The following is a 19,241-nucleotide window of genomic DNA, read 5'->3' as shown; positions in this document are numbered from 1 at the left end:
GGCAAAGGAAAAGATTGGGTGCATCACGACATCGGTTCCGATACCCATTTCTTTCTCAAGATCTTGATCTGGCCCTTGTGTGTCTTGCTATCAAGCCGCTTTTTCTGGGAGCTCGCCGTCGGCCGGGTCGGCTTGCGTTTTCGCGGCAACTCAACGATGCTGTCTACAAGTTCGTGCAGGCGTCTTAAGGCTTCCTCGCGGTTTTTCTCCTGGCTGCGATACTGCTGAGCCTTGATAATGATCACGCCCTCGCGGGTTATACGCTGATCGTGGAGCTTCAGCAAACGCTCCTTGTGGATATCGGATAGCGACGAAGCGTTGATATCGAAGCGCAGATGAACGGCGCTCGATACCTTGTTTACATTCTGCCCTCCGGCGCCTTGCGCGCGAATTGCCTTTATTTCGACCTCATGATCGGGAATATCTATTTTTTCGAAGGCTGCCATCACTTTTCCTGTCCGCCATCCCATTCAGGTGAGAACGCCCTGGGCGCGAAACCGAAATCGCCGGTCGCTTCCGTATGGTCAAAACACAGATCGACATTCATGCGTGTTGCCATTTCGGTTGTGATTTCTTGCTTGCCGGGGAGCAGCATGGCTGCGCGTATCGCTAGTCGGTAGAGCCACAGGGGGGCAATCAGGAAATGTGCAGGCTTGCCGAGCGAACTGAAGATTTTCTCCACCATCTGGCGGTAGCTTAAAGTCTCGCCGCCGCTCAGGTTGTAGGCCTTATTGAAAGTCAGAGGCTGGAAGAGCGCGGTCATGCATGTTTGCGCGAGATCGGCCGCATGGATCGGTTGCCGCAGCCCGGCGGCTCGTCCGATCAGTGGAAAAAAGCCGTAACGACGGATAAAGCTTGCAATTCTCGTAATATTCTTGTCGCGAACGCAATCATAAACCAGTGTTGGACGAAATATCGTCCAATCCATTGCGGATGCGCTGCAAAAGCGGCGAACAGCTTCTTCCGCTTCCGCCAGCCGGGCTGCCACCTTTCTTTCCGCCGCATGGGCGGAATGCGATTTGCTAAACACGCTGGTGGACCCGAAGCCGATCACGCGTTTCAGTTGGAGCGTATTCAGTACCGGCAGCAGCGGCGGGAGGAGCCAGAGGGGGGCGAGATGAATGAGAATTTGCACGTCGACGTCAGGTATCTGTGCCGGCTCGCTCACGTCTGCCTGATGCCAGATCAATTTTCCATTGGAAGGCAACGCTTCCGCCGGCCGCCGGCTGATTGCATGAACCTCATAACCGGCATCCAGCAGGTTTGGCAGCAGGAATTCTCCGATAATACTGGTAGCGCCTGTGACCATGATTTTATGGTGGGGGCCCGGATCAGCCATTTGATTTGTTAGCGCGGGAGCAGTGCCGGGGATTCCACAGGATCGGACCGGGATCGGAACCGGAGATCGGAAAAGGTCCCGAGGCAGACTGGGGTTTCACCTCGATTGCGCCAGTCTCCCAATATACTGCATGCAATAAATAGTGGCTATTGCCCCGAAACGCAACCATATTCCCGCTGCCACCAGCCACATCAAAGCGCCGGGATATTCCTGCCGGAAGAACTTGCGATAGAAACGCATCATTCCCCTGTGCTTGTGCCATTCCACGAATATCGGCCGGGATCTGCTGCATGTTCCCTTACGGTGCACTACCGGCGCATCAGGCACGAAAAGTATCTTCCAGCCTTTTTCCCGGAAGCGCATGCACCAATCGAGGTCCTCGCAGTGAAGAAAATAACCCTCATCCCATGGCCCCACATCCCGGATTGCCTCCTGCCGCACCAGCATGAGTGCGCCGGAAATAGCCTCCACTTCGAGCGGCCCCGGGGGTAAAGACTGCTTGTGCAGGTGAAAATCAAAAAACAGGCGGGGCCAGTAACGCTCAAGGCGGTACAAGCCAAAAGCGCGCACGAGGGAGCGCCAGGGTGTCGGTACGGCACGGCGTCCTCCTGCCTGCTCGGTCCCATCCTGATTGGTTAAAAGTCCACCCGCCATGCCGGCCTGGGGGATCATTTCCAATACATGGAGCAGACGCGGCAACGAATTTTTACTCAGGATGCAATCGGGGTTGAGAAACAGAACATGAGGCTCGCAAGCAGCCTTGGCGCCGATGTTGCAGGCCGCGGCAAAACCGAGATTGGCTGTATTGCGGATAATCCTGAGTTTCGGTTCCGCAGGAAATCGCCCCGTGCAGAGTTCGAGGCTTCGATCCGAAGAGGCGTTATCCACTATCAGCACTTCGGTCACCTGTGGCAGTGCCGATTCAACACAATCCACCAGGGTTTGCCCGGCATTGTAATTGACGATTACGGCCGAGATGCAAAGGGGATTCGAATCATCATCCATCTTGTAGTAGCCCCCAATTGAACCGGACACAGATGCACTGATGATAGGAGATAGGCATATGCCTGGTGCTATGCATAGTGCTTCAGGTTTGGATCGTATTGAAGTAGTAACCGGGGTTGAGCGCCGCAGGCGCTGGACCCTGGGTGAGAAATTAAAAGCTGTTGAGGAATCGCGCTTGCCGGGCATGAGTGTCTCGTATGTGGCGCGAAAATATGGTATTGCTCCGAGCTTGTTATTTCGCTGGAGGAAGCTTATGACCGAGGGCGGACAAGAAGCAGTGCGTAGTGGTGATGCGGTAGTGTCTGCGGCCGAGGTGAAAGAGTTGAAGAAGCGGATCCGGGAGTTGGAGCGGGTGCTGGGCAAGAAAACCCTGGAGAATGAGATTCTCACGGAAGCGGTGAAGCTTGCGCATGAAAAAAAACTGATCTCGCGCATGCCCTTGCTGCCACAGGACGATTTGCTGTGAAGGCCATTGCAGACACCATGGGTGTGGCGCGCTCCCGTCTTGTGGAACGGATGAAGCCGCAGGAAAAGTCTTTTCGTTGCCGCTACAACAAGGCTGATGATGCCTGGCTGTTGCCCTTGATCCGCGAAATTGTGGATTGCCGCGCGACCTACGGATACAGAAGGATTTGCGCTCTCCTTAACCGCAAACTGGAGAGAATGGGAAAGCCTGCTGTCAATCACAAGCGGGTCTATCGCATCATGCGCCAGAATGGCCTGCTGGCCCGATATACGGGCAAACAGCGCGTGCTGTCTCATGAAGGCAAGGTCATTACCTTGCGTTCCAATTTGCGCTGGTGTTCGGATGGTTTTGAGATTCCCTGCTGGAATGGGCAAGTAGTGCGTGTTGCCTTCGCCCTGGATTGCTGTGATCGTGAAGTCATCAGCCATGTTGCCACCACTGGCGGCATTACTGGGGAAATGGTGCGCGATCTGATGACTGAATCCGTTGAGCGGCGCTTCGGCACCGTTGACCTGCTCCCACACAGGGTGGAGTGGCTCAGCGACAATGGCAGTTGTTACACCGCCAGCGAGACAACTGCTTTTGCAAAGGATATGGGCTTCATCAGCTGTTTTACTCCCGTCAGAAGCCCCGAATCCAACGGCATGGCCGAGGCCTTCGTCAAAACCTTCAAGCGGGATTACGTCTATGTCCATGATCGTCCCGACGCAAAAACCGTAATAGCGCAGCTTGCCCAATGGTTCGAGGATTACAATGAATACCATCCTCACAAGGGGCTGAAGATGAAGTCACCACGACAATTCATCCGCAGCCAGTTACTAACCGCATCTTGTCCGGTTTAATAGGGGCAACTCCACATCTCGCGTGGCTGCTTCACAAGCATTCTCGCTATCACTTTCCTCGGGTTTTAATCATCCATTTGACAACATTTTCAATTCCCTCTCGTAAAGGAACCTTTGGCATCCAACCCATTTCCTGTTGTGCGAGGGTGTTACTTAAGATACTGACTTGCACATCAAAACTACGCCCAGACAGATAGCGGCACTCAATCGTATGACCGAGAATTTCTTCAAGCAGGGAAACAAGTTCATTAAGGCTGGTTCCCGCTCCGGAGCTAATATTGAAAACGCTTTGTGGGCCTTCATAAGTTACGGTACGTGCAAACGCGTCAGCTACATCGCTAATGTAAATATAATCTCGGGTAGCGGTTCCATCTCCCCATATTTCGATTGGCTGTCCGCTTAAGGCCCTGTGAAGGAAAGCACTAACGGCCCCTTGAGCGGTTTCGATGCGCTGACGTTCGCCGAAAGGGTTAGCCACTCGAAGAATGGTAGTCTTGATGCCATGCATTTGTTCGAAGAGTAAAAGATATTTCTCAATTGCAAGCTTGGTAATGCCGTAGGAAACTTGGGGCGCTGTGGGGTGACGCTCATCAATGGGTAAATACTCTGGCCTCCCGTATACGGTTCCACCTGACGAAATGAAGATAATCTTCCTTATTTTTTTGGCGACCATAACGTTCAGCATTTGCAACGATCCTACTAGGTTGCTCTGAACATCGTAAATGGGATCATCATTCGAGCTCTTGGGCAGGGTGGAGGAGACGAGATGTATCACGATATCCATCCCGTCTATTGCATCGCCAACGTCGTGTGTGCTTAATAAATCGCCGGTTAACCATTTCACAGGCTCAGTATCCAGAAATTTGCGATAGGGTTCCACTCTCGGCCGCTCGAAGATCGTCAATTCATGGCCATCGAGAAGCAGTCTGTCAACGATTGCAGAGCCGATGAAACCGCCGCCGCCAAAGATCACTATTTTCACGTTATCTCGTTACGCCTGTTACGTTAGTTAATACAGAACGAGTTGATTGCTTTGCTGCTATCAATGGAAGCAATCTTTCAAGAGCGTGCAAGATTGTTCCGTCGTATGGGAGCGGTTCGGCAGGGTAATCTTGCCAGCTCAGGTCCAGGGTAAAAAGTGGACGAAGTGCCTCGGTCCGGGCCCAAAACATTGTCCCCATAGGGAAGACAAAGTTTTCCTGCAGCTTTCCCAAGCCCAGCTTGCTGGCAAGGCTGTCTGCGTGAGCCTTGTTGTTTCCCCAATCAAAAACATGTGGATCATCCGGGAAAACTATGCCGATAGCAGGATCAGCAGTCATGCGTCCTAGTATGATATCGGCCATGTTTCTTTTGCCGCCCAGTAAGTTCTCCAGAAGGAAGGTATACCACCTCTTGCCGATCATTTCATCACTTAAATCGGCTGTTTTTTTGGTATGTAAATGTCCGATGGCATCATAATCATCAAGAAATACGCTGCCGAAGGCGGTCAGTAAAGGACCGATATCGCGTCCGCGGTTGGGGACTATCTGAATGTCGACGACCTTTCCCGGATAATCGTTCAATAAACCAGTCACCTCATTGCGCGTGCATTCTGTCGGCACGCTGATAAAGAGATCAGGACGAACATTATTTACTTTTAGTCGGGCCATTATTTCCGGAAATAGCTCCGAATAATAGACATGTAAATGGAGGGCTACGCGGATGGAGGAAGATAGGGGGCGAGCGGCTTCTTCAGACGTTATAAGACCATACCGCCAAGGACCGTCCGGTTGGCCGGCGCGCAAATAATTTGCTAACGGATCTCCTTCAGATTTTCCTGCATTATGCTCAAGAAAAACTCCCGGGTGAAAGCCGGGAAATAGCTTCCTCCGCAAAACCCCGCTCCGCCATGCCCGTACGTAAAATCTTACTGCTTCATCCAACTGTTGACCTTCAAGCCATGGAGGAACATAGAAGTCAAGGCGGGAAATCCCCGACTTGATGATTTCCAGGATGTCAGCCTGTTCGTTGACAACCCGTTTACCTGCATTAAAGCCAATCCCTTCCAATTGGCTTACATAATGCTCGATGTTGAATTTATTAAGTACTAATTGCTGTAGTTTCCTGCCAATCTCCTGTCTCATGGGCCTGGACTTTATCAATGCCAGAATCTTGGATGCCAGTTGAGATATTTCAAAATAGCGTGCAACACATATTTTTTCAAAACCATTTTCAATTAGGATGTCCGCAATGCCAGTGGCGCGCGCAAAACAAACGACGGGCAATCCATGCCACATGGCATCAATCGCTACATTAGGCAAGGGATCCAGACGGGGGCTCAGTAAAAAAATATCTGCTGCTTGATAAGCTGTTTCAATACTGGAAGTTGCTGGCAGGAAAAAAACGCGCTCCTGAAGTCCCGACCGGCGGATCTGGTCCGCCAGATAGACAGAGTACGCACCGTCATGCTCTGGATCATAACCACTACCGATCCAGACAAATCGGCAAAGCGCATCCGGACACGCCTTGAATATCTCCGCAGCGCATGCAATAAACAGATCCACACCTTTTCTAATCTCTACAGTCCCCGCACCTAGAATAATGACTGTATCTTTCGGCAAGTCTACCGGCCGAAGCATGGCGAGAACCTTGGCTTCTTCCTCCAGCCGAAGAGCCGCTTCGTTCTCTGGAGAAGGAAGGGCGCAGCGTCCTTGGGGAACTACAGGAAATTTGCAATTCCGGAGATCTGGATATTCAGAAATGGCATTTTCATATGTCAAGGAAGCAGAAAATATGGTTTCCGAAGACCAGAAAACAACTTCACGAAAACTCCCTACGGGTCTTACGTAGGAGGCAAATTCGTGGATAAGGGAGACTGTTGGAATAAACCGTCTTGCTAACCCGGGAAGCACCGCTCGGGATTCGATGCTATTGACAATTGCAAACGTTACGGGAGTCAAGGCTAGTAACTGATCAATTCCAGAAGCGACCAAATCCGGGTTACGTCCATCACTGAATGGTCCTATTACGATGTCGGAGGCGCGAAGGAAATCATCGGCAATCACTCCGCCGTTCAGTAGCAACAGGGTTATAACGTTGTACTTTTTTTTGAGTTCGCGAACGATGTTCAGACTTAATATAGGGGCGCCCGTGCGCGAAGCCTCATGGCTGACAACCAGTATGGTATCGCGGTCATGATTAATAGCTTCCAAGTTACCCCGGTACTCCAGTTTCGGAAGATACGCGGGTACACCGATGCGACCCTCCTTTCTACCGTAAAGGATAAAATGTTCATATGGATCAATGCCAGCCTGGGCCACGTCCGAGTACTGCGCCAGGTAGAAATCTCCATCAAACAGGTCTTCGCGTGGAGGGGAATCACTTACGAGAGCAATTAGATTTTGCCGGGCGAGGTGAAATTTAAAACTTAAACGGCGAGCTAAGCGCAATAGATTACCTTTTTGTACGCTATTGGACGGTAATTCCTTCATGGCACCTCGTATGAAATGAGCAACCTTATTGCCTTAGATCTTCTTTTTAAAAAGTAAACGCTTGTCTAAAAGTCTCCAGATTTCAAGAGGAGTGGCAATTCGTCGGGTCTGGATCTGTGTGCGTTTCTTCCACATTCTCGGCAATCCCCTGATGGCATCCCACTTGGCCCGCCAAATAACCCTGCCTTGTCCATTTCCGGTGAACAATACTAAGGTACCCAGGTTCAGCAGCACATGAAGAGGGAGCAACAGCCAAAACAGTAATCCAGGCATATTCTTGACAAACGTCCAAACTAAATTGCGGTGACCGTGATACACCGAAAAATCGCTGTGTTTCCCGCCAGAGCTTGCCGATCCGATGTGATGCACTACGGCATCCGGGACATATAAACATGAATATCCAGCGAGTTGTAGACGAAATCCCAAGTCTATATCTTCGATATAGCAAAAATAGTCTTCATCAAATCCACCTACTTCTGCTAAAGCCTCCCGGCGATAGAGAGCTGCTCCAGCACAGGGAGAGAAGATTTTGTCAGCAATATGAGCAGCGGCAAACTGCATGAGACCGTGGCCTTTACGCCAGACTCGACCGGAAATGTGATAGACGTCGCCAATACCGTCCAGAGTAGATGCGAAGCCATGCATCATTTGCCGTGAGCCAAAGGCGGCGATATCAGGATGAGCCGCTGCTGCAGCGACCAGTCGTAATAGCCAGTCAGGTTCAGGGAAGGCGTCCGGATTGAGCAAGGCGACAAGATCGGTATCGCATTCATCCAGGGCCTGATTATTCGCCGCTGCAAAACCTAGATTGCGGCCGAGCATTCGTAAGGTAACTCCAGGTGCTGTCTGGGCGCATAAGGCCGAGCCGTCTGTACTTCCATTATCCATGACCAGTATTCGCGCCGGTAAAAGCGTCTGCCGGTTCAACCGTGACAGACATTCATTTAGCAGATTGCCGCTGTTCCAGTTGACGACGATGACTGTGACGGCGGCTACCGCCATTACGGCTCAGACTGTGCGATTGATGCGTCAAAAGGCTGGGACGCGAGGGGGTTCACGAAGTGCAAGTCTTCATTCAATCCTATGATCGGCGGGAGAGGAACACCACTAATTTATGCTCAAGGCAGGAACGGGAGTTCATTTTTTCGGCGAAAGGACAACAATATCCTGAAACTGGTGAATTGCGCCATGACGGTAATCCAAAATATCGAACCATTTGCTCCAGTGTTCCCGAATATATGATTCCGGATGAAACGCAATTCCATATTCGAAGGGCATATTTATCGTTTTTCGTGAAAAGGAGTCGCGTATCCGTCTGAAAATGGCGCGGGGTGTGTAAAATGCTTTTTCAGGCTTGGTCGTAAGGTGTCCAAATTGAAGGACGAAACCGTGCTTGTTTTGGTTGAACGCTTGCTGGGCTTTTCTAAATCGTCCTTCATCCATATCGAGCATGTGCCGAATGGGTTGCTCGTGACATGCTCTTTTAAGAGCCTGCGCACCATGTACGGTCAGAAATAATGTTCCGCCGGGGCGTGTTACGCGAAATAACTCAGCAAGAAAGTCATCCTGACTGTTTTCCGTCAGGTGGGTGAAAATCGAGACTGAAATGACAGCGTCCATCTCGTCATCAGCAAAGGGAATCGGCGGTCTGACGGATGAAAGCTTCACATTCATGAAATCCAGGCTTTGGCCGATCCACTTCACGTGGCGAAGATCGATGTCGCAGCCCGAAATCTTGTGGGGGTGGCCTTTAAGCATGCGAGCAAGCCGCCCGCAACCGCAGCCAAAATCCAGGATATGGCGATATTCGGTAATTGGTATGGTCGAGGCGAGTGCCAGTGCAGCGTAAATGTCCGCCCCGTGGGCAGCAAAACCTGTTTCGGACTGCAAACCAGAAGTGATACCCATTAATTCAGGTGGGGGAAAAGGACTGACGTAGCGGCGTAAAGACGGATTTTCAAATATCCCGATGCGATTTAACACCAACCACTCATCAATTGGCATTCTGCAACCTTCTTCGTAATTCATGCAATCTTCTCTTTTAGGATCGAAGAATAAACTTCCAGAACCTCTTCTGTCATGCTCATGCTGGTCTTTGGATAATTGGTGGAATGGATGAGCCTGTGCATATTTTCTTTGCTGGTGATGACCTGGAGCATCACTCGCTCCAGGTCATCCACATCGCCCCGAGCAAACTTGTAGCCGTTTACATCCGGTTGCAAAAACTCCGTCAGGCCTTCGACGTCGGATACGATCACTGGGGTATGGCTGGCAAGCGCGTTGAGCAGTACGAGCGGGCTATTTTCATACCACGTGGAAGGAATGACCAAAAAATCCATTTCATCCAGAACAGGTCTTATTTGGCCAGTTGGAAAAGTGCCATGAAAGTAGACCGCGAAACCGGCGCAATGCTGCTTCAGAGCCTGGAAATAGGCAGGATGCTGGCTCTCTGATCCATAAATATGTAGTTCGCCTTGACCTGCCGGTAACCGGCAGAAGGCTTCCACCAGCAAAGCTGTTCCCTTGTGCGGCGCAATCTGTCCAATAAAACCAAAACGGGTAGGCGCTGACCCCGACCGCCCCGGCTTTGGTTTCCGGTCCAGATCAACGCCAAAGTGAATTTTGTGGATAGGAACCGAGGTAAACCCGTTGGCCTCATAAGCAGATTGCAGGAATCGCGTGGGGGCAATGACGGCCCGATAGAGACTGTAACGTTCTGACAAGAGCTCAGGGCGCACCTTTATCACCTCTAGCTGGCTGGATAATTGACTGCGCCTTAGTACCGGCAGCCTATGTACAGCATTAAATGAAATGCAGCCTAGCCGGAGCAGGGAAGCCAATTTATTGAAGCGTTGTTCACTCATTGCGGGATATGCCCGTTTGATGCCGGCCTTGGCGCAACAGGTGAAGCAGTTCGTTCGTTCTGAGTTAGGGCCTTTGCACAAGTCGCCATTCGCCCCTTCCAATTTCACGTTCATGCAAAAACCAAAGAAATCGGTAAAAGTTGCGACAGCGGGTATCTCCAAATCCTTGATCACATCCAGCAGGATCGCCGTATGGTTAAGCAGATGAGTGACATGAACGATATCAGGCTGCAATTCGTGAAGCAGATTTGCGTGGATGTGCCGCAGCTCGGGTTGATAATACGTATCCCTCAAACTCATTTGAGGGATATGATTCTTGTCTATGCAATAGACAGGGATGCCGTTGTAGTCGTAACGTGTGATAAGGCTTTTGGCTTTTTTTTCTCCCTCGAATATGGCGCTCACTACCACGGGTTCATGGCCAAGCTTTTTCAGGTTTTCCGCAAGAGCCAACGTATAAGTTTCCGTCCCATGATAATGTCCCGGAAAGAAACAGTGAACATACAATGCTACCTTCATTGGGTGTTGCCTATTAGCTCCTGGTACAGCTTGAGGTAGTCATTTACCATGTTTTCGACGGAAAATAATTTGTGAGCCCGATCCCGATTACGGGAGCCTATTTGTTCACGGCGCTCCTTATCATCCAGCAGGCCGATAATGATTTCGGCTAGCGCTTCGCTGTTGCCTCGTGGGGCAAGAAGACCGCAGTCGCCCACGATCTCCGCCAAGGCGCCGACATTGTAGCCCACCACTGGCAAGCCCATGCTCATAGCAAAGGGACCGACCTGCCCAAAGCTTTCTTTCCAGACGGGAGCCACAAAAAGGCTCATCCGGGCATAGAACCCGATCAGGCTTTCATAAGGAACAAAACCCGTAAAAGTAAAAGCATGTTCAACTTTCCCCGCCTTGACCGCCGCTTTATAAGGCTCCAGGTAGGGCCCCCCGCCAACAATAATTACTTTTGTCTGCGGCCTTTTCTGGACAACCTTTATGAAAACATCAATCGATTTCCTATGGAGTTTATCGATATCCAGCCTATAAACCATGCCGATGCAATCGTCAGGTACTGGTCGAGATTTATCTCTCGAAAATAATTTGAAGTTGCTGCCCGGGTAGATCGTAATGCTCGGCTGATCCCTCTTTCCAAACCGGGTTTTTACGTAGTCACTGACATATATGTAGCGGCTGATACAACTGTCCATATAAGGAGCAGTTGGAGTGTTGACGTTTTGTATTATCTTGCAGCCGAATTCACGGGCCGCCTTTATCATCGTTCCGTACCAGTGTGGATCCTCCCAATAGTGCACGTGAACAAGATCAGGCCGGTACAATCGCAAGTAGGTTATAAATTTATCCCAAGCGTCTCCACCGGAAAATTCGTGGATCGGAATCCCCGTATAGTTAGGGGGATCAGGGTTATATTGAGTGACGACCTCCTGTTCATAGAGGTGACCGAGACGCTCAAATAAATCGACCACCAGTCTGGACGAACCGCCAGTAAGAAAGTTGCCAATTACGTGTACGATGCGTTGCCTCGACACTTGTGGATCAGCTAGCAACTTTGTCTGATAGCATTCCGTTCCGTGTTTCAGAGTAGCACGGGCTAGACTTAAAGGACTCGGTCTGTCTGCGAATCGGGTAATAAGTCGCCGCATACCCCGAAGAGGCGCGGTAATCCTCCAAGAAGTTGAGCGATATAACGCATCGAGTTCTTCGTGCAGCATTTCGATTTTCGCCCTTGCCACATCGATTTCATCACGCATCATATCAATCTCACGCCACGCCACGCCAACTTCGCTCTGCAAGGCGCCAATTTCTCCGCCATGCTTAACCGGAGAATAGGTCGGCAATGGGTGTTCTGGCCGCCAGTTTACGAATTCATGCGAAGGACGCCCTGTTACCTCCTGCTGTACATCGGCCTCCAATTCAATAAATCGCTGGAAATCTTCATTGGTGAGTGCGAATCCTGCTGCATCGAGGGCTGATATGATAAATTCCCTTCGTGAAAATTTTTGTTCTGCTAAATTTCTGCCAAAACACATGATCGAATCAATCGTCAACAGCAAAGAGCGAAATAGAAGCCAGCCAGCCTCAATACCATTTTTCAATACCCATTCTGTATCTATGGAAACAGGTTCTCCATTTTTATCGATAATGATATTTTGTGGGACCATGTCGAAAAATTCGCCGGGCAACCTATGTGGTAAAGGTTTGTCCCACGCGTGCCCTTTTTGATTCGCAATGAATTCGAGCAAACCAATATAGCGGTGAATAAGGAGTCCAACCCCGCTCATTGACCAGCCGTCGCTCGTAAGCAGTCGTGTAAACTCTAGAGACAAGGGAAATCCTTCTGCATAGATTGCTCTGTCCGGACATGCGAATTTAATGACTTGGTCTGTCCGATTATCCAAAAGACTACTACCTAACATCCGATAATTGACCGTGGTGCTATTTTCAATACGCTGAAAAATCGTTTCTTTGCAATATTGAGGGATCCTATCAGTACTGTAGTGGTACCCTAGAATGCCCGCTTTAACGATCTTTTGTTGAAGCGGCGATGCTGCAAGCAAGAAAGAATTAGCCATATCCAAAGCCAATCCGTTCTTGAATACCTCGAGCCAAACCATTTCTATGGAAAAGTTCGTGCTTAAGGGGAGTTGGTGATCTCGCCTTACGCTTTGCCAAGCCAATGCCGCACCATCAAACTCCTTACTAGAAAGGCCTTCTTCAGTCAAAATCGAAACGGGCAGCTTGTAATCCGGAAATGGAGCCAAAAACTCGATGGTGGTGAAACCGGCTTCTTTCATCAGATTCGACAGAACCATTCGACCAAATGTTTGGGGTTGATTCCGGGTGTATCGCCCCTCGATCCCGTACATGGGCTGGCCGATATGATCTTCCAATGCGCCAGCAAAATATTTCAAGCCCAACTGGTTTTCGATGGCGAGTATCAGTGTGCCTTCCGGCTTGAGTAAAGACCGGACGCGCTGGAGCATGGCAAGGGCTGGATTCTCGCCAGTCGTGAAGAGATTGGCGTACTCAAGTACGCCAATGAGAGTGATTAAATCAAATTGATGGTCACATTCAAACTGGTCGAATTTTTCCGCCAGTACCGTTACGTTTTCGAGATCCCGGGTTCTGGAACGAGCAATAGCGGCCCGTCTTGGGCTTCCCTCTAAGGCCAGGATATTTGCACCAGCCTCACCGAGATAGCGTGTGATTGCGCCACAACCCGCGCCAATTTCCAGAATGTCGCCGGTTAGAGTGGTTGCAAATGGGCGCAAGATATTCGCACGGCTCGCGGACAAATGGTAGAGAAAAGGCCAATCAGTGCAATGTTGTCGCAGTTCCCTTGAAAGGACAGTAATATCTGCCGCCTCCGCGATCACTTTCGCTATCTGCAACTCGATGTCATCCCCATCGCTGTAGTTAATACCGCCATACCCTGGACGAGACCAGAGTTGTTCCTGGATGTCGAATACATAAGTTGGCGAGAGGTTTTTCATAAAAACCAAGTATGAACAGTCGCTTGCAAAGTTTGGGATAACGTCAGATCTGATTTGATTCGACTATATGGGAAATCGAGAGGTCAAGAGCGAGGTCAGCCAAGCCATGGAATTTATTGTGTGGCTCAACTATAAAATGTATCGAATCGTAACGCCGATCGTGCGGAATGATTTCGTCATTTTCTCGTGTAGCAAGGCCGAGCGAAACAAAATAATCACCCGGACCGAGTCTGCATTGGAAACTGCATTTGCCAACCAGAATTGCTCCTTTCTTTACGAGCGCCTGCAAGTCTAGCAGGTCGGCCATCTCCGAGTTGGTACCGGATATGGTCACGCCATCCTTGGTCTTGATGGTGATACCCAATATGGGCCGCCACATATCGCTGTGGAATTTGATGGATACTGCAAGGGTGACAGTCTGTCCCACGGTAATTGCTGAGGGATAGGGTTCTCCATTCGCAGCAAGGTAGAAATCCAGAATGGAGGCGGTGCCGTCACCCCACCGATACTCATGCGTGTTATACCCATTGCGGGTTTGAAAGACGTCGCTGTCAGTGCTTAGCTGATATGCAGACTCAGCATATCCTTTGTCTTCCTGAAATATATCTCCTGGTTGGGCTTGGGGGGAGTCGGGGTTGCGTCTTTCCTTGCCAAACAGCAGGTCGAGGTAGCGGTTTACAACGTGCCGGGGTTCGCCAATTTCAAACTGCATGCCATCATTCAACAGGAGCGCACTGGAGCAGTGAGTGACGATTTGTTCGCTCGAATGAGTGACCAGCAACACGCTGGTGCCGTTATCTTTCAGTTGCTGCAGGCGTGCAAAACACTTGGCCTGGAACCTTACATCTCCCACGGAGAGTGCTTCGTCCACGATCAGGATATCCGGATCAACCTGAGCCTGCACCGCAAAAGCAAGGCGCACGGACATGCCGCTCGAATAGGTCTTGACTGGCTGGTCGATGAACTGCCCAATGTCTGCAAACGATACGATCGAGTCAAAGCGGTCGTCGATTTCCTCGCGAGTCAATCCAAGTACTGCGCCATTCATGTAGATGTTTTCACGTCCCGTAAATTCGGGATTGAAGCCGGAGCCTAACTCCAGCAAGGCGGCAATGCGCCCCCTCGTTTCTACGCTTCCCGCCGTCGGCGTCAGGGTGCCGCAGATTATCTGCAATAGCGTAGATTTGCCTGATCCATTACGGCCAATGATGCCTACCGTTTCACCTTTCCTTACTTCAAAGGAGATACCCTTGAGCGCCCAGAACTCGCGGAAATACTGGCGAGACTGTTGTCTCGCCAGGCGAAGACGCGGGATGATGAATTGCTTTAGCCGATCGCGAGGTGCGTCATAGATTTGGTAGCATTTTGAAATGCCACGAACACTGATGGCGGTATCACTGGAACTTCTCCTTGCCTTTTCATTTTCGTTGCTCGTTTCGAGATTCTTCTCCGCTGATTCAAGAGCGAGCGGGATTGTCGCTTTGGCGACGTTTTCTCCTTCAGAGAACATCGGCAAATCCCTTGCGGGTTTTCTGAAACCAGGCGAATCCTGCCCATGCCATCAGCAAGGAGGCAATCATCATGGTGCTCCAGTGACCGAAGTCCGGCAGTTGTCCGAAGACGAGCACCTTTCTTCCTTCCTCGATGATGAACGCAAGCGGGTTAAGCTGTAATAAACCCTGGTATTTTTCAGGCAGGATGCTCAAGGGGTAAAACACGGGGGAAAGAAACAATAGCACGGTGGTGAACATTCCCGTGAGCTGTCCGATATCGCGCACGAATACGCCAAAGGCTGCCAGGAACCAGGCAAAGCCCATCGAAATAAAAATGAGCGGAAGCAGGACCAAGGGAAAAAGGATCACAGTCCAGGGCAGTTGATGGCTGATAAGGAGCTGTGCCAGCAACAGCACGCCAACGCTGATAACCGTGTGAAACAGCGCGGAGCCGAATGCTACCCAAGGGAGTATTTCCAGCGGGAAAATGACTTTTTTCACGTAATTGACGTTCGACAGGATCAAGGCGGGTGCGCGGTTGATGCACTCGGCGAACAGGCCATGCACGATCATGCCGACAAAAAGAATAATCGCGAAATCTGCTTTGCTTTCTTCTCCACCCACTCCCCAGCGCGCCTTGAACACCACTGAAAATACGAACGTATAAATCACGAGCATGAGCAATGGGTTGAAGAAGGACCACGCCATGCCCATGACAGAGCCGCGGTAGCGCCCGATGACTTCACGTTTGGTAAGCGCGACAATCAAATCTCTGTTGCGCCAGAGACTTGCGGCCATTTCATGTGGAAGAATGGAAAAATTTTGCATTTAGCGCACAGGACAGCTTTGCGCGGGTGTTCTACAGATGACGGGAAGTATCCATGCGAGCCTGCAGGATGCGAATAATGGTGATGTTGCAGGGTGTGATGCGAAAATAAATCATATGCTGACCGAGGATATTATACCGACGATAACCCTACCGGATAGGAGTATCTGATTCTACACCTGGGGTCAACGCAAATCACTTGCGATCCTTCGACCGATCTGTTGAAAAATATCAAGAAAATTTTTTATTCACTTCTTGCATTTCACCCAAAGTCGCCTATAATACGAATCATTCTCATTAATAACTGCGGAAGCGGCGCCATGGATAAGTTACTCACAGTTCCTGAAACCAACGCGGATAAACAAAAGTTCGTCATGCTGGATCGGACTCGATGCATCTATAGCGATGCGCTGTTTTCCCACGGTGATGAGGTGTTTATCCAGCATCAGGGCGAACAATATCGCTTGCGGCGTACCCGTAACGGTAAGCTCATTTTAACCAAATAGCAGAAATACTGGACGAATAGCAGGAATAGTAGACTTAGGGCGCTCATCATGTATATTTGTGTCTGCAAAGGTGTAACCGATACCGCCATCCGGGAGGCCGTCATTCATCGAGGGGCCGACCGGATGCGGGACTTAAAGACTTGCCTGGGTGTGAGCGAGCAGTGCGGAATATGCGCGTGCCACGCGAAGGAGGTCCTGGAAAAGGCACTGATGCAGAAAAACCTGGTTCAACACCATTCCACATAAACCCACTCGTTCATTCGAGATCTCGCCTGAGGAGGCATACATGAAGAGCAACGCAGACATTATCCAGTGGCTTAACCGCCAATTGCAGCATGAATTGACGGCCATCAATCAGTATTTCCTTCATGCCCGCATGTACGAAAACTGGGGCTTCGACAAGCTTGGCAAGCTGGAATATGAGGAATCCATAGAAGAGATGAAGCATGCCGATATGCTCATCAAGCGTATCCTGTTTCTGGAAGGGTTGCCCAACCTGCAGGAACTGGGCAAGCTTCTGATTGGTGAGAAAGCGGAGGAATGCGTTGACTGCGACCTCAGGCTTGAAATGATTTCACGCGAAACGCTGCTTGGCGGCATCGCTGCGTGTGAAGCGGCGAAGGATTATGTTTCGCGGGAGCTTCTGAAAGAAATCCTGGAAGATACCGAAGGCCATATCGACTGGCTGGAAACGCAGCTGGATGTGATGCAGAAAGTGGGTATCCAGAACTGGCTGCAGAGCCAGATGTAGACTTGTTTATGTGCCGCTGGATTTCTTTTTCCAGCGGCCCTTGTTCGAGTTTGTTCACCTTTTTACTTTTTTGGTTTTCAGCCAGCCAGCCCCTACAGGGCAAGCCAGCTTTCTGACCTGTCCGGAGTGGGCTGTGCAACAGCTTAAGGCAACATCGCTGGCTAATCTCTGTGTTCCCGCATCTGCCCTGCTCGAACCGGAGCACCGCGATTCCGCAACCTCCAGACAGGGTAAATTCTCTCCTTCCCCGAATTTATTCATCCACCCTAGGCAGATGCCGCAGATATTGCTAGCGCTGCTCGGAAAAAATCTGGTTGAGATTGCCAGGCAATTTTTCAGCGCGCGGGACAGCAATCCTTTTTTTACCCCTGCAGGATTGACGCGGATAGCGCGACTGGGTCGATCAGCGGTTCTGATCGGGAAATCGAAACCTGTACCTGCCGGCAAGCGGCCGACTGGTAGCAAGCCTGTTCATTCACTCCCACCCGATCGGGTCGACCCCGAAAATCATGCCAGGCTGGAAGTCGCCGAAACGGATAGATTTCCACTGGTCAAGGAGTCCGCTCCGCCTGCGTCGTTTTTTGTCGAACAATCACCTTCCCCCGCTTTTGGTGAAGAAGGAAACGGCGCATGCAAGGGATCCGGTATCGGGGGGCGCTGCGTTCTGTGCGTGGGGGGGCGCGCCGTGCTGTACCCGGAATATCGCCGTGTAGTGGAGGCTTCCGGGGGTAAGCTGGTCATCTACAGAAACCTGCCTCAGGAACCGGGACATCACTTGCCCGTATTGTTGGACCAGGCAGACATGGTCGTCTGCCCCCTGGATTGCGTAAACCATACCGCTTTTTTCACCGTCAAGCGTTACTGCCGACGTTCCGGCAAGCCCTGCGTCTTGTTGGATCGCTCAAACCTTTCAACCTTTTGTAAAGGTATCGCTACTCTGGCGGGATTGTATACCTCACCCGCACCGGCTAGATCCGATCAATCAAAGAGGCGTTGCCCAGCTTCTCCCGAAGAGGGGCAGTTCAAGGATTATTAAGGACATTCAGATCTAACGGTGTAGAAATCGGTGGAGGTGGGGTCAGGATTTTATGATATCTTGCAGTGATTATCATTCGTATTATAAAAACATGAATATTTGCAATGCTGGCCGGATTATGGTGCTGCTTGGTCTTCTTGCGCTTTTTGGTATGGGGCAGGCAATGGCCGCGGAAAGGGAGTACTGGGTTGCGGCGGAAAAAGTTACCTGGAACTATGCGCCGTCCGGCAAGAATCTGATCAAGCCAGATGATGGATTGGGAGTGTGGGGCAAAACGCTGACATACCCTAAGTACCGCTATTTTGGCTACAAGGATGGGCGCTACAAGGAGCGATTGGTGCAGCCGGAGTGGGCAGGAATTCTGGGCCCCCAGCTTCGGGCAGAAGTGGGCGACACCCTCAAGGTTCATTTTCTGAACAAGACCGACCGGGCGCTTTCCATGCACCCGCACGGCGTATTTTATGATAAGAAAAGCGAGGGCGCGGATGCCGCCAGCACGGGAGCAGGTATCGGGGCCGCAGTGCCGCCGGGGAAGTCCTTCACTTATACCTGGGTTGTGGATGAGGCTTCCGGTCCCGGACCAACTGATCCTTCCTCGATCGTCTGGCTGTATCACTCGCATGTAATGGAAGAGGAAGAAGCGAATCTCGGCCTGGTCGGTGCCATCATTGTGACCCGGCAGGGCGTGGCAAGATCGACTCGCGATCCATCGCCGAATGATGTGGATCAGGAATTCATCACCTTGTTCATGATCTTCAATGAGGAGAACGGGGAAGAAAGCGGAATGAAGCACACCATCAACGGTCGCATTTTCGGTAACCTCAAGGGTTACGATACAGGTATTGGAAAGCGCGTGCGCTGGCACGTCGTGGCACTCGGTAACGAGACGGATAACCATACCGTGCACTGGCATGCCCAGACAGTACTCGATCATGGACGCCGCACGGATGTGGTGGAAGTGCTTCCCGCAAGTATGACCTCGGTCGACATGGTTCCGCGTTCACCCGGTAACTGGCTATTGCACTGCCACGTCGACGATCACATGATGGCCGGGATGTCTACCCGATGGAACGTAGCGCCGGCAAAGTAATGGAAAACAAATACTTATAACAGCCCAATCATTTCCACTCCCTGATA

17 protein-coding genes are annotated in these 19,241 nt (G+C 50.8%); 6 read left to right on the top strand and 11 right to left on the bottom strand.

All coding sequences use genetic code 11. From position 1 onward, the window contains the following. Positions 1-23: 23 nt before the first annotated feature. The 3 genes from arfB to NMUL_RS12555 form a co-directional block, all read right to left on the bottom strand. Positions 24-446, bottom strand: coding sequence for an alternative ribosome rescue aminoacyl-tRNA hydrolase ArfB (gene arfB / locus NMUL_RS12565; RefSeq protein WP_011381699.1), 423 nt, complete (start codon positions 444-446; stop codon positions 24-26). Then, complete coding sequence (locus NMUL_RS12560) at positions 446-1,339, bottom strand: SDR family oxidoreductase (RefSeq protein WP_011381698.1); 894 nt, start codon at positions 1,337-1,339, stop codon at positions 446-448. The genes arfB and NMUL_RS12560 overlap by 1 nt, the downstream gene beginning before the upstream one ends. A gap of 96 nt (positions 1,340-1,435) precedes the next feature. Next, entirely contained in the window at positions 1,436-2,374 is a 939-nt protein-coding gene (locus tag NMUL_RS12555; RefSeq protein ID WP_011381697.1) for a glycosyltransferase family 2 protein, read from the bottom strand. 28 nt (positions 2,375-2,402) lie between these two features. Between NMUL_RS12555 and NMUL_RS12545 the strand changes: the two genes are divergently transcribed. After that, a protein-coding gene (locus NMUL_RS12545) for an IS3-like element ISNmu3 family transposase (RefSeq protein WP_148235542.1) occupies positions 2,403-3,652 on the top strand; the annotation gives its coding sequence in 2 pieces (ribosomal slippage) (positions 2,403-2,757 and positions 2,757-3,652; 1,251 coding nt in all). Between the two features lie 49 nt (positions 3,653-3,701). Here the strand turns inward: NMUL_RS12545 and NMUL_RS12540 are convergent. From NMUL_RS12540 to NMUL_RS12505, 8 genes are all read right to left on the bottom strand, one after another. Beyond that, the gene (locus NMUL_RS12540; protein WP_041352613.1) at positions 3,702-4,634 is read right to left on the bottom strand and encodes an NAD-dependent epimerase/dehydratase family protein; all 933 of its coding nucleotides are present in this window, start codon (positions 4,632-4,634) and stop codon (positions 3,702-3,704) included. Between the two features lies 1 nt (position 4,635). Next, complete coding sequence (locus NMUL_RS12535) at positions 4,636-7,122, bottom strand: rhamnan synthesis F family protein (protein ID WP_011381693.1); 2,487 nt, start codon at positions 7,120-7,122, stop codon at positions 4,636-4,638. A 33-nt stretch (positions 7,123-7,155) separates the two neighbouring features. Further along, entirely contained in the window at positions 7,156-8,124 is a 969-nt protein-coding gene (locus NMUL_RS12530; protein ID WP_041352611.1) for a glycosyltransferase family 2 protein, read from the bottom strand. A gap of 135 nt (positions 8,125-8,259) precedes the next feature. Then, a complete protein-coding gene (locus NMUL_RS12525) occupies positions 8,260-9,150 on the bottom strand; it encodes a class I SAM-dependent methyltransferase (protein WP_041353276.1) in 891 nt (296 codons plus the stop codon). Then, positions 9,147-10,505: a glycosyltransferase family 4 protein gene (locus NMUL_RS12520; protein ID WP_011381690.1), complete on the bottom strand. Its 1,359-nt coding sequence runs from the start codon at positions 10,503-10,505 to the stop codon at positions 9,147-9,149. Before NMUL_RS12520 ends, NMUL_RS12525 begins: the two co-directional genes overlap by 4 nt. Continuing rightward, positions 10,502-13,492, bottom strand: a complete 2,991-nt coding sequence (locus tag NMUL_RS15040; RefSeq protein WP_011381689.1) for a glycosyltransferase — start codon at positions 13,490-13,492, stop codon at positions 10,502-10,504. Before NMUL_RS15040 ends, NMUL_RS12520 begins: the two co-directional genes overlap by 4 nt. Before the next feature lie 43 nt (positions 13,493-13,535). Next, complete coding sequence (locus tag NMUL_RS12510; protein ID WP_011381688.1) at positions 13,536-15,002, bottom strand: ABC transporter ATP-binding protein; 1,467 nt, start codon at positions 15,000-15,002, stop codon at positions 13,536-13,538. Beyond that, on the bottom strand, positions 14,992-15,813 hold the full coding sequence (locus tag NMUL_RS12505) for an ABC transporter permease (protein ID WP_011381687.1): 822 nt from the start codon (positions 15,811-15,813) through the stop codon (positions 14,992-14,994). The genes NMUL_RS12510 and NMUL_RS12505 overlap by 11 nt, the downstream gene beginning before the upstream one ends. A gap of 318 nt (positions 15,814-16,131) precedes the next feature. On the opposite strand from NMUL_RS12505, the gene hemP reads away from it, so the two are divergent. The 5 genes from hemP to NMUL_RS12480 all read left to right on the top strand — a co-directional run bounded on the left by hemP (position 16,132) and on the right by NMUL_RS12480 (position 19,194). Then, positions 16,132-16,317, top strand: a complete 186-nt coding sequence (gene hemP / locus NMUL_RS12500; RefSeq protein ID WP_041353271.1) for a hemin uptake protein HemP — start codon at positions 16,132-16,134, stop codon at positions 16,315-16,317. Positions 16,318-16,365: 48 nt separating this feature from the next. After that, positions 16,366-16,563 carry a (2Fe-2S)-binding protein gene (locus tag NMUL_RS12495; RefSeq protein WP_041352610.1) on the top strand — a complete coding sequence of 66 codons (198 nt, stop codon included), beginning with the start codon at positions 16,366-16,368 and terminating at the stop codon, positions 16,561-16,563. Positions 16,564-16,603: 40 nt separating this feature from the next. Beyond that, positions 16,604-17,068, top strand: coding sequence for a bacterioferritin (bfr, locus tag NMUL_RS12490; RefSeq protein ID WP_011381686.1), 465 nt, complete (start codon positions 16,604-16,606; stop codon positions 17,066-17,068). A gap of 133 nt (positions 17,069-17,201) precedes the next feature. After that, positions 17,202-18,104, top strand: a complete 903-nt coding sequence (locus NMUL_RS12485) for a DUF2325 domain-containing protein (RefSeq protein WP_011381685.1) — start codon at positions 17,202-17,204, stop codon at positions 18,102-18,104. Between the two features lie 91 nt (positions 18,105-18,195). Then, on the top strand, positions 18,196-19,194 hold the full coding sequence (locus NMUL_RS12480; protein ID WP_041353270.1) for a multicopper oxidase domain-containing protein: 999 nt from the start codon (positions 18,196-18,198) through the stop codon (positions 19,192-19,194). Positions 19,195-19,241 lie beyond the last annotated feature (47 nt).

This window comes from Nitrosospira multiformis ATCC 25196 (genome assembly GCF_000196355.1).
Lineage (GTDB): Bacteria > Pseudomonadota > Gammaproteobacteria > Burkholderiales > Nitrosomonadaceae > Nitrosospira > Nitrosospira multiformis.
This window is presented reverse-complemented; position numbering and strand designations above follow the sequence as displayed.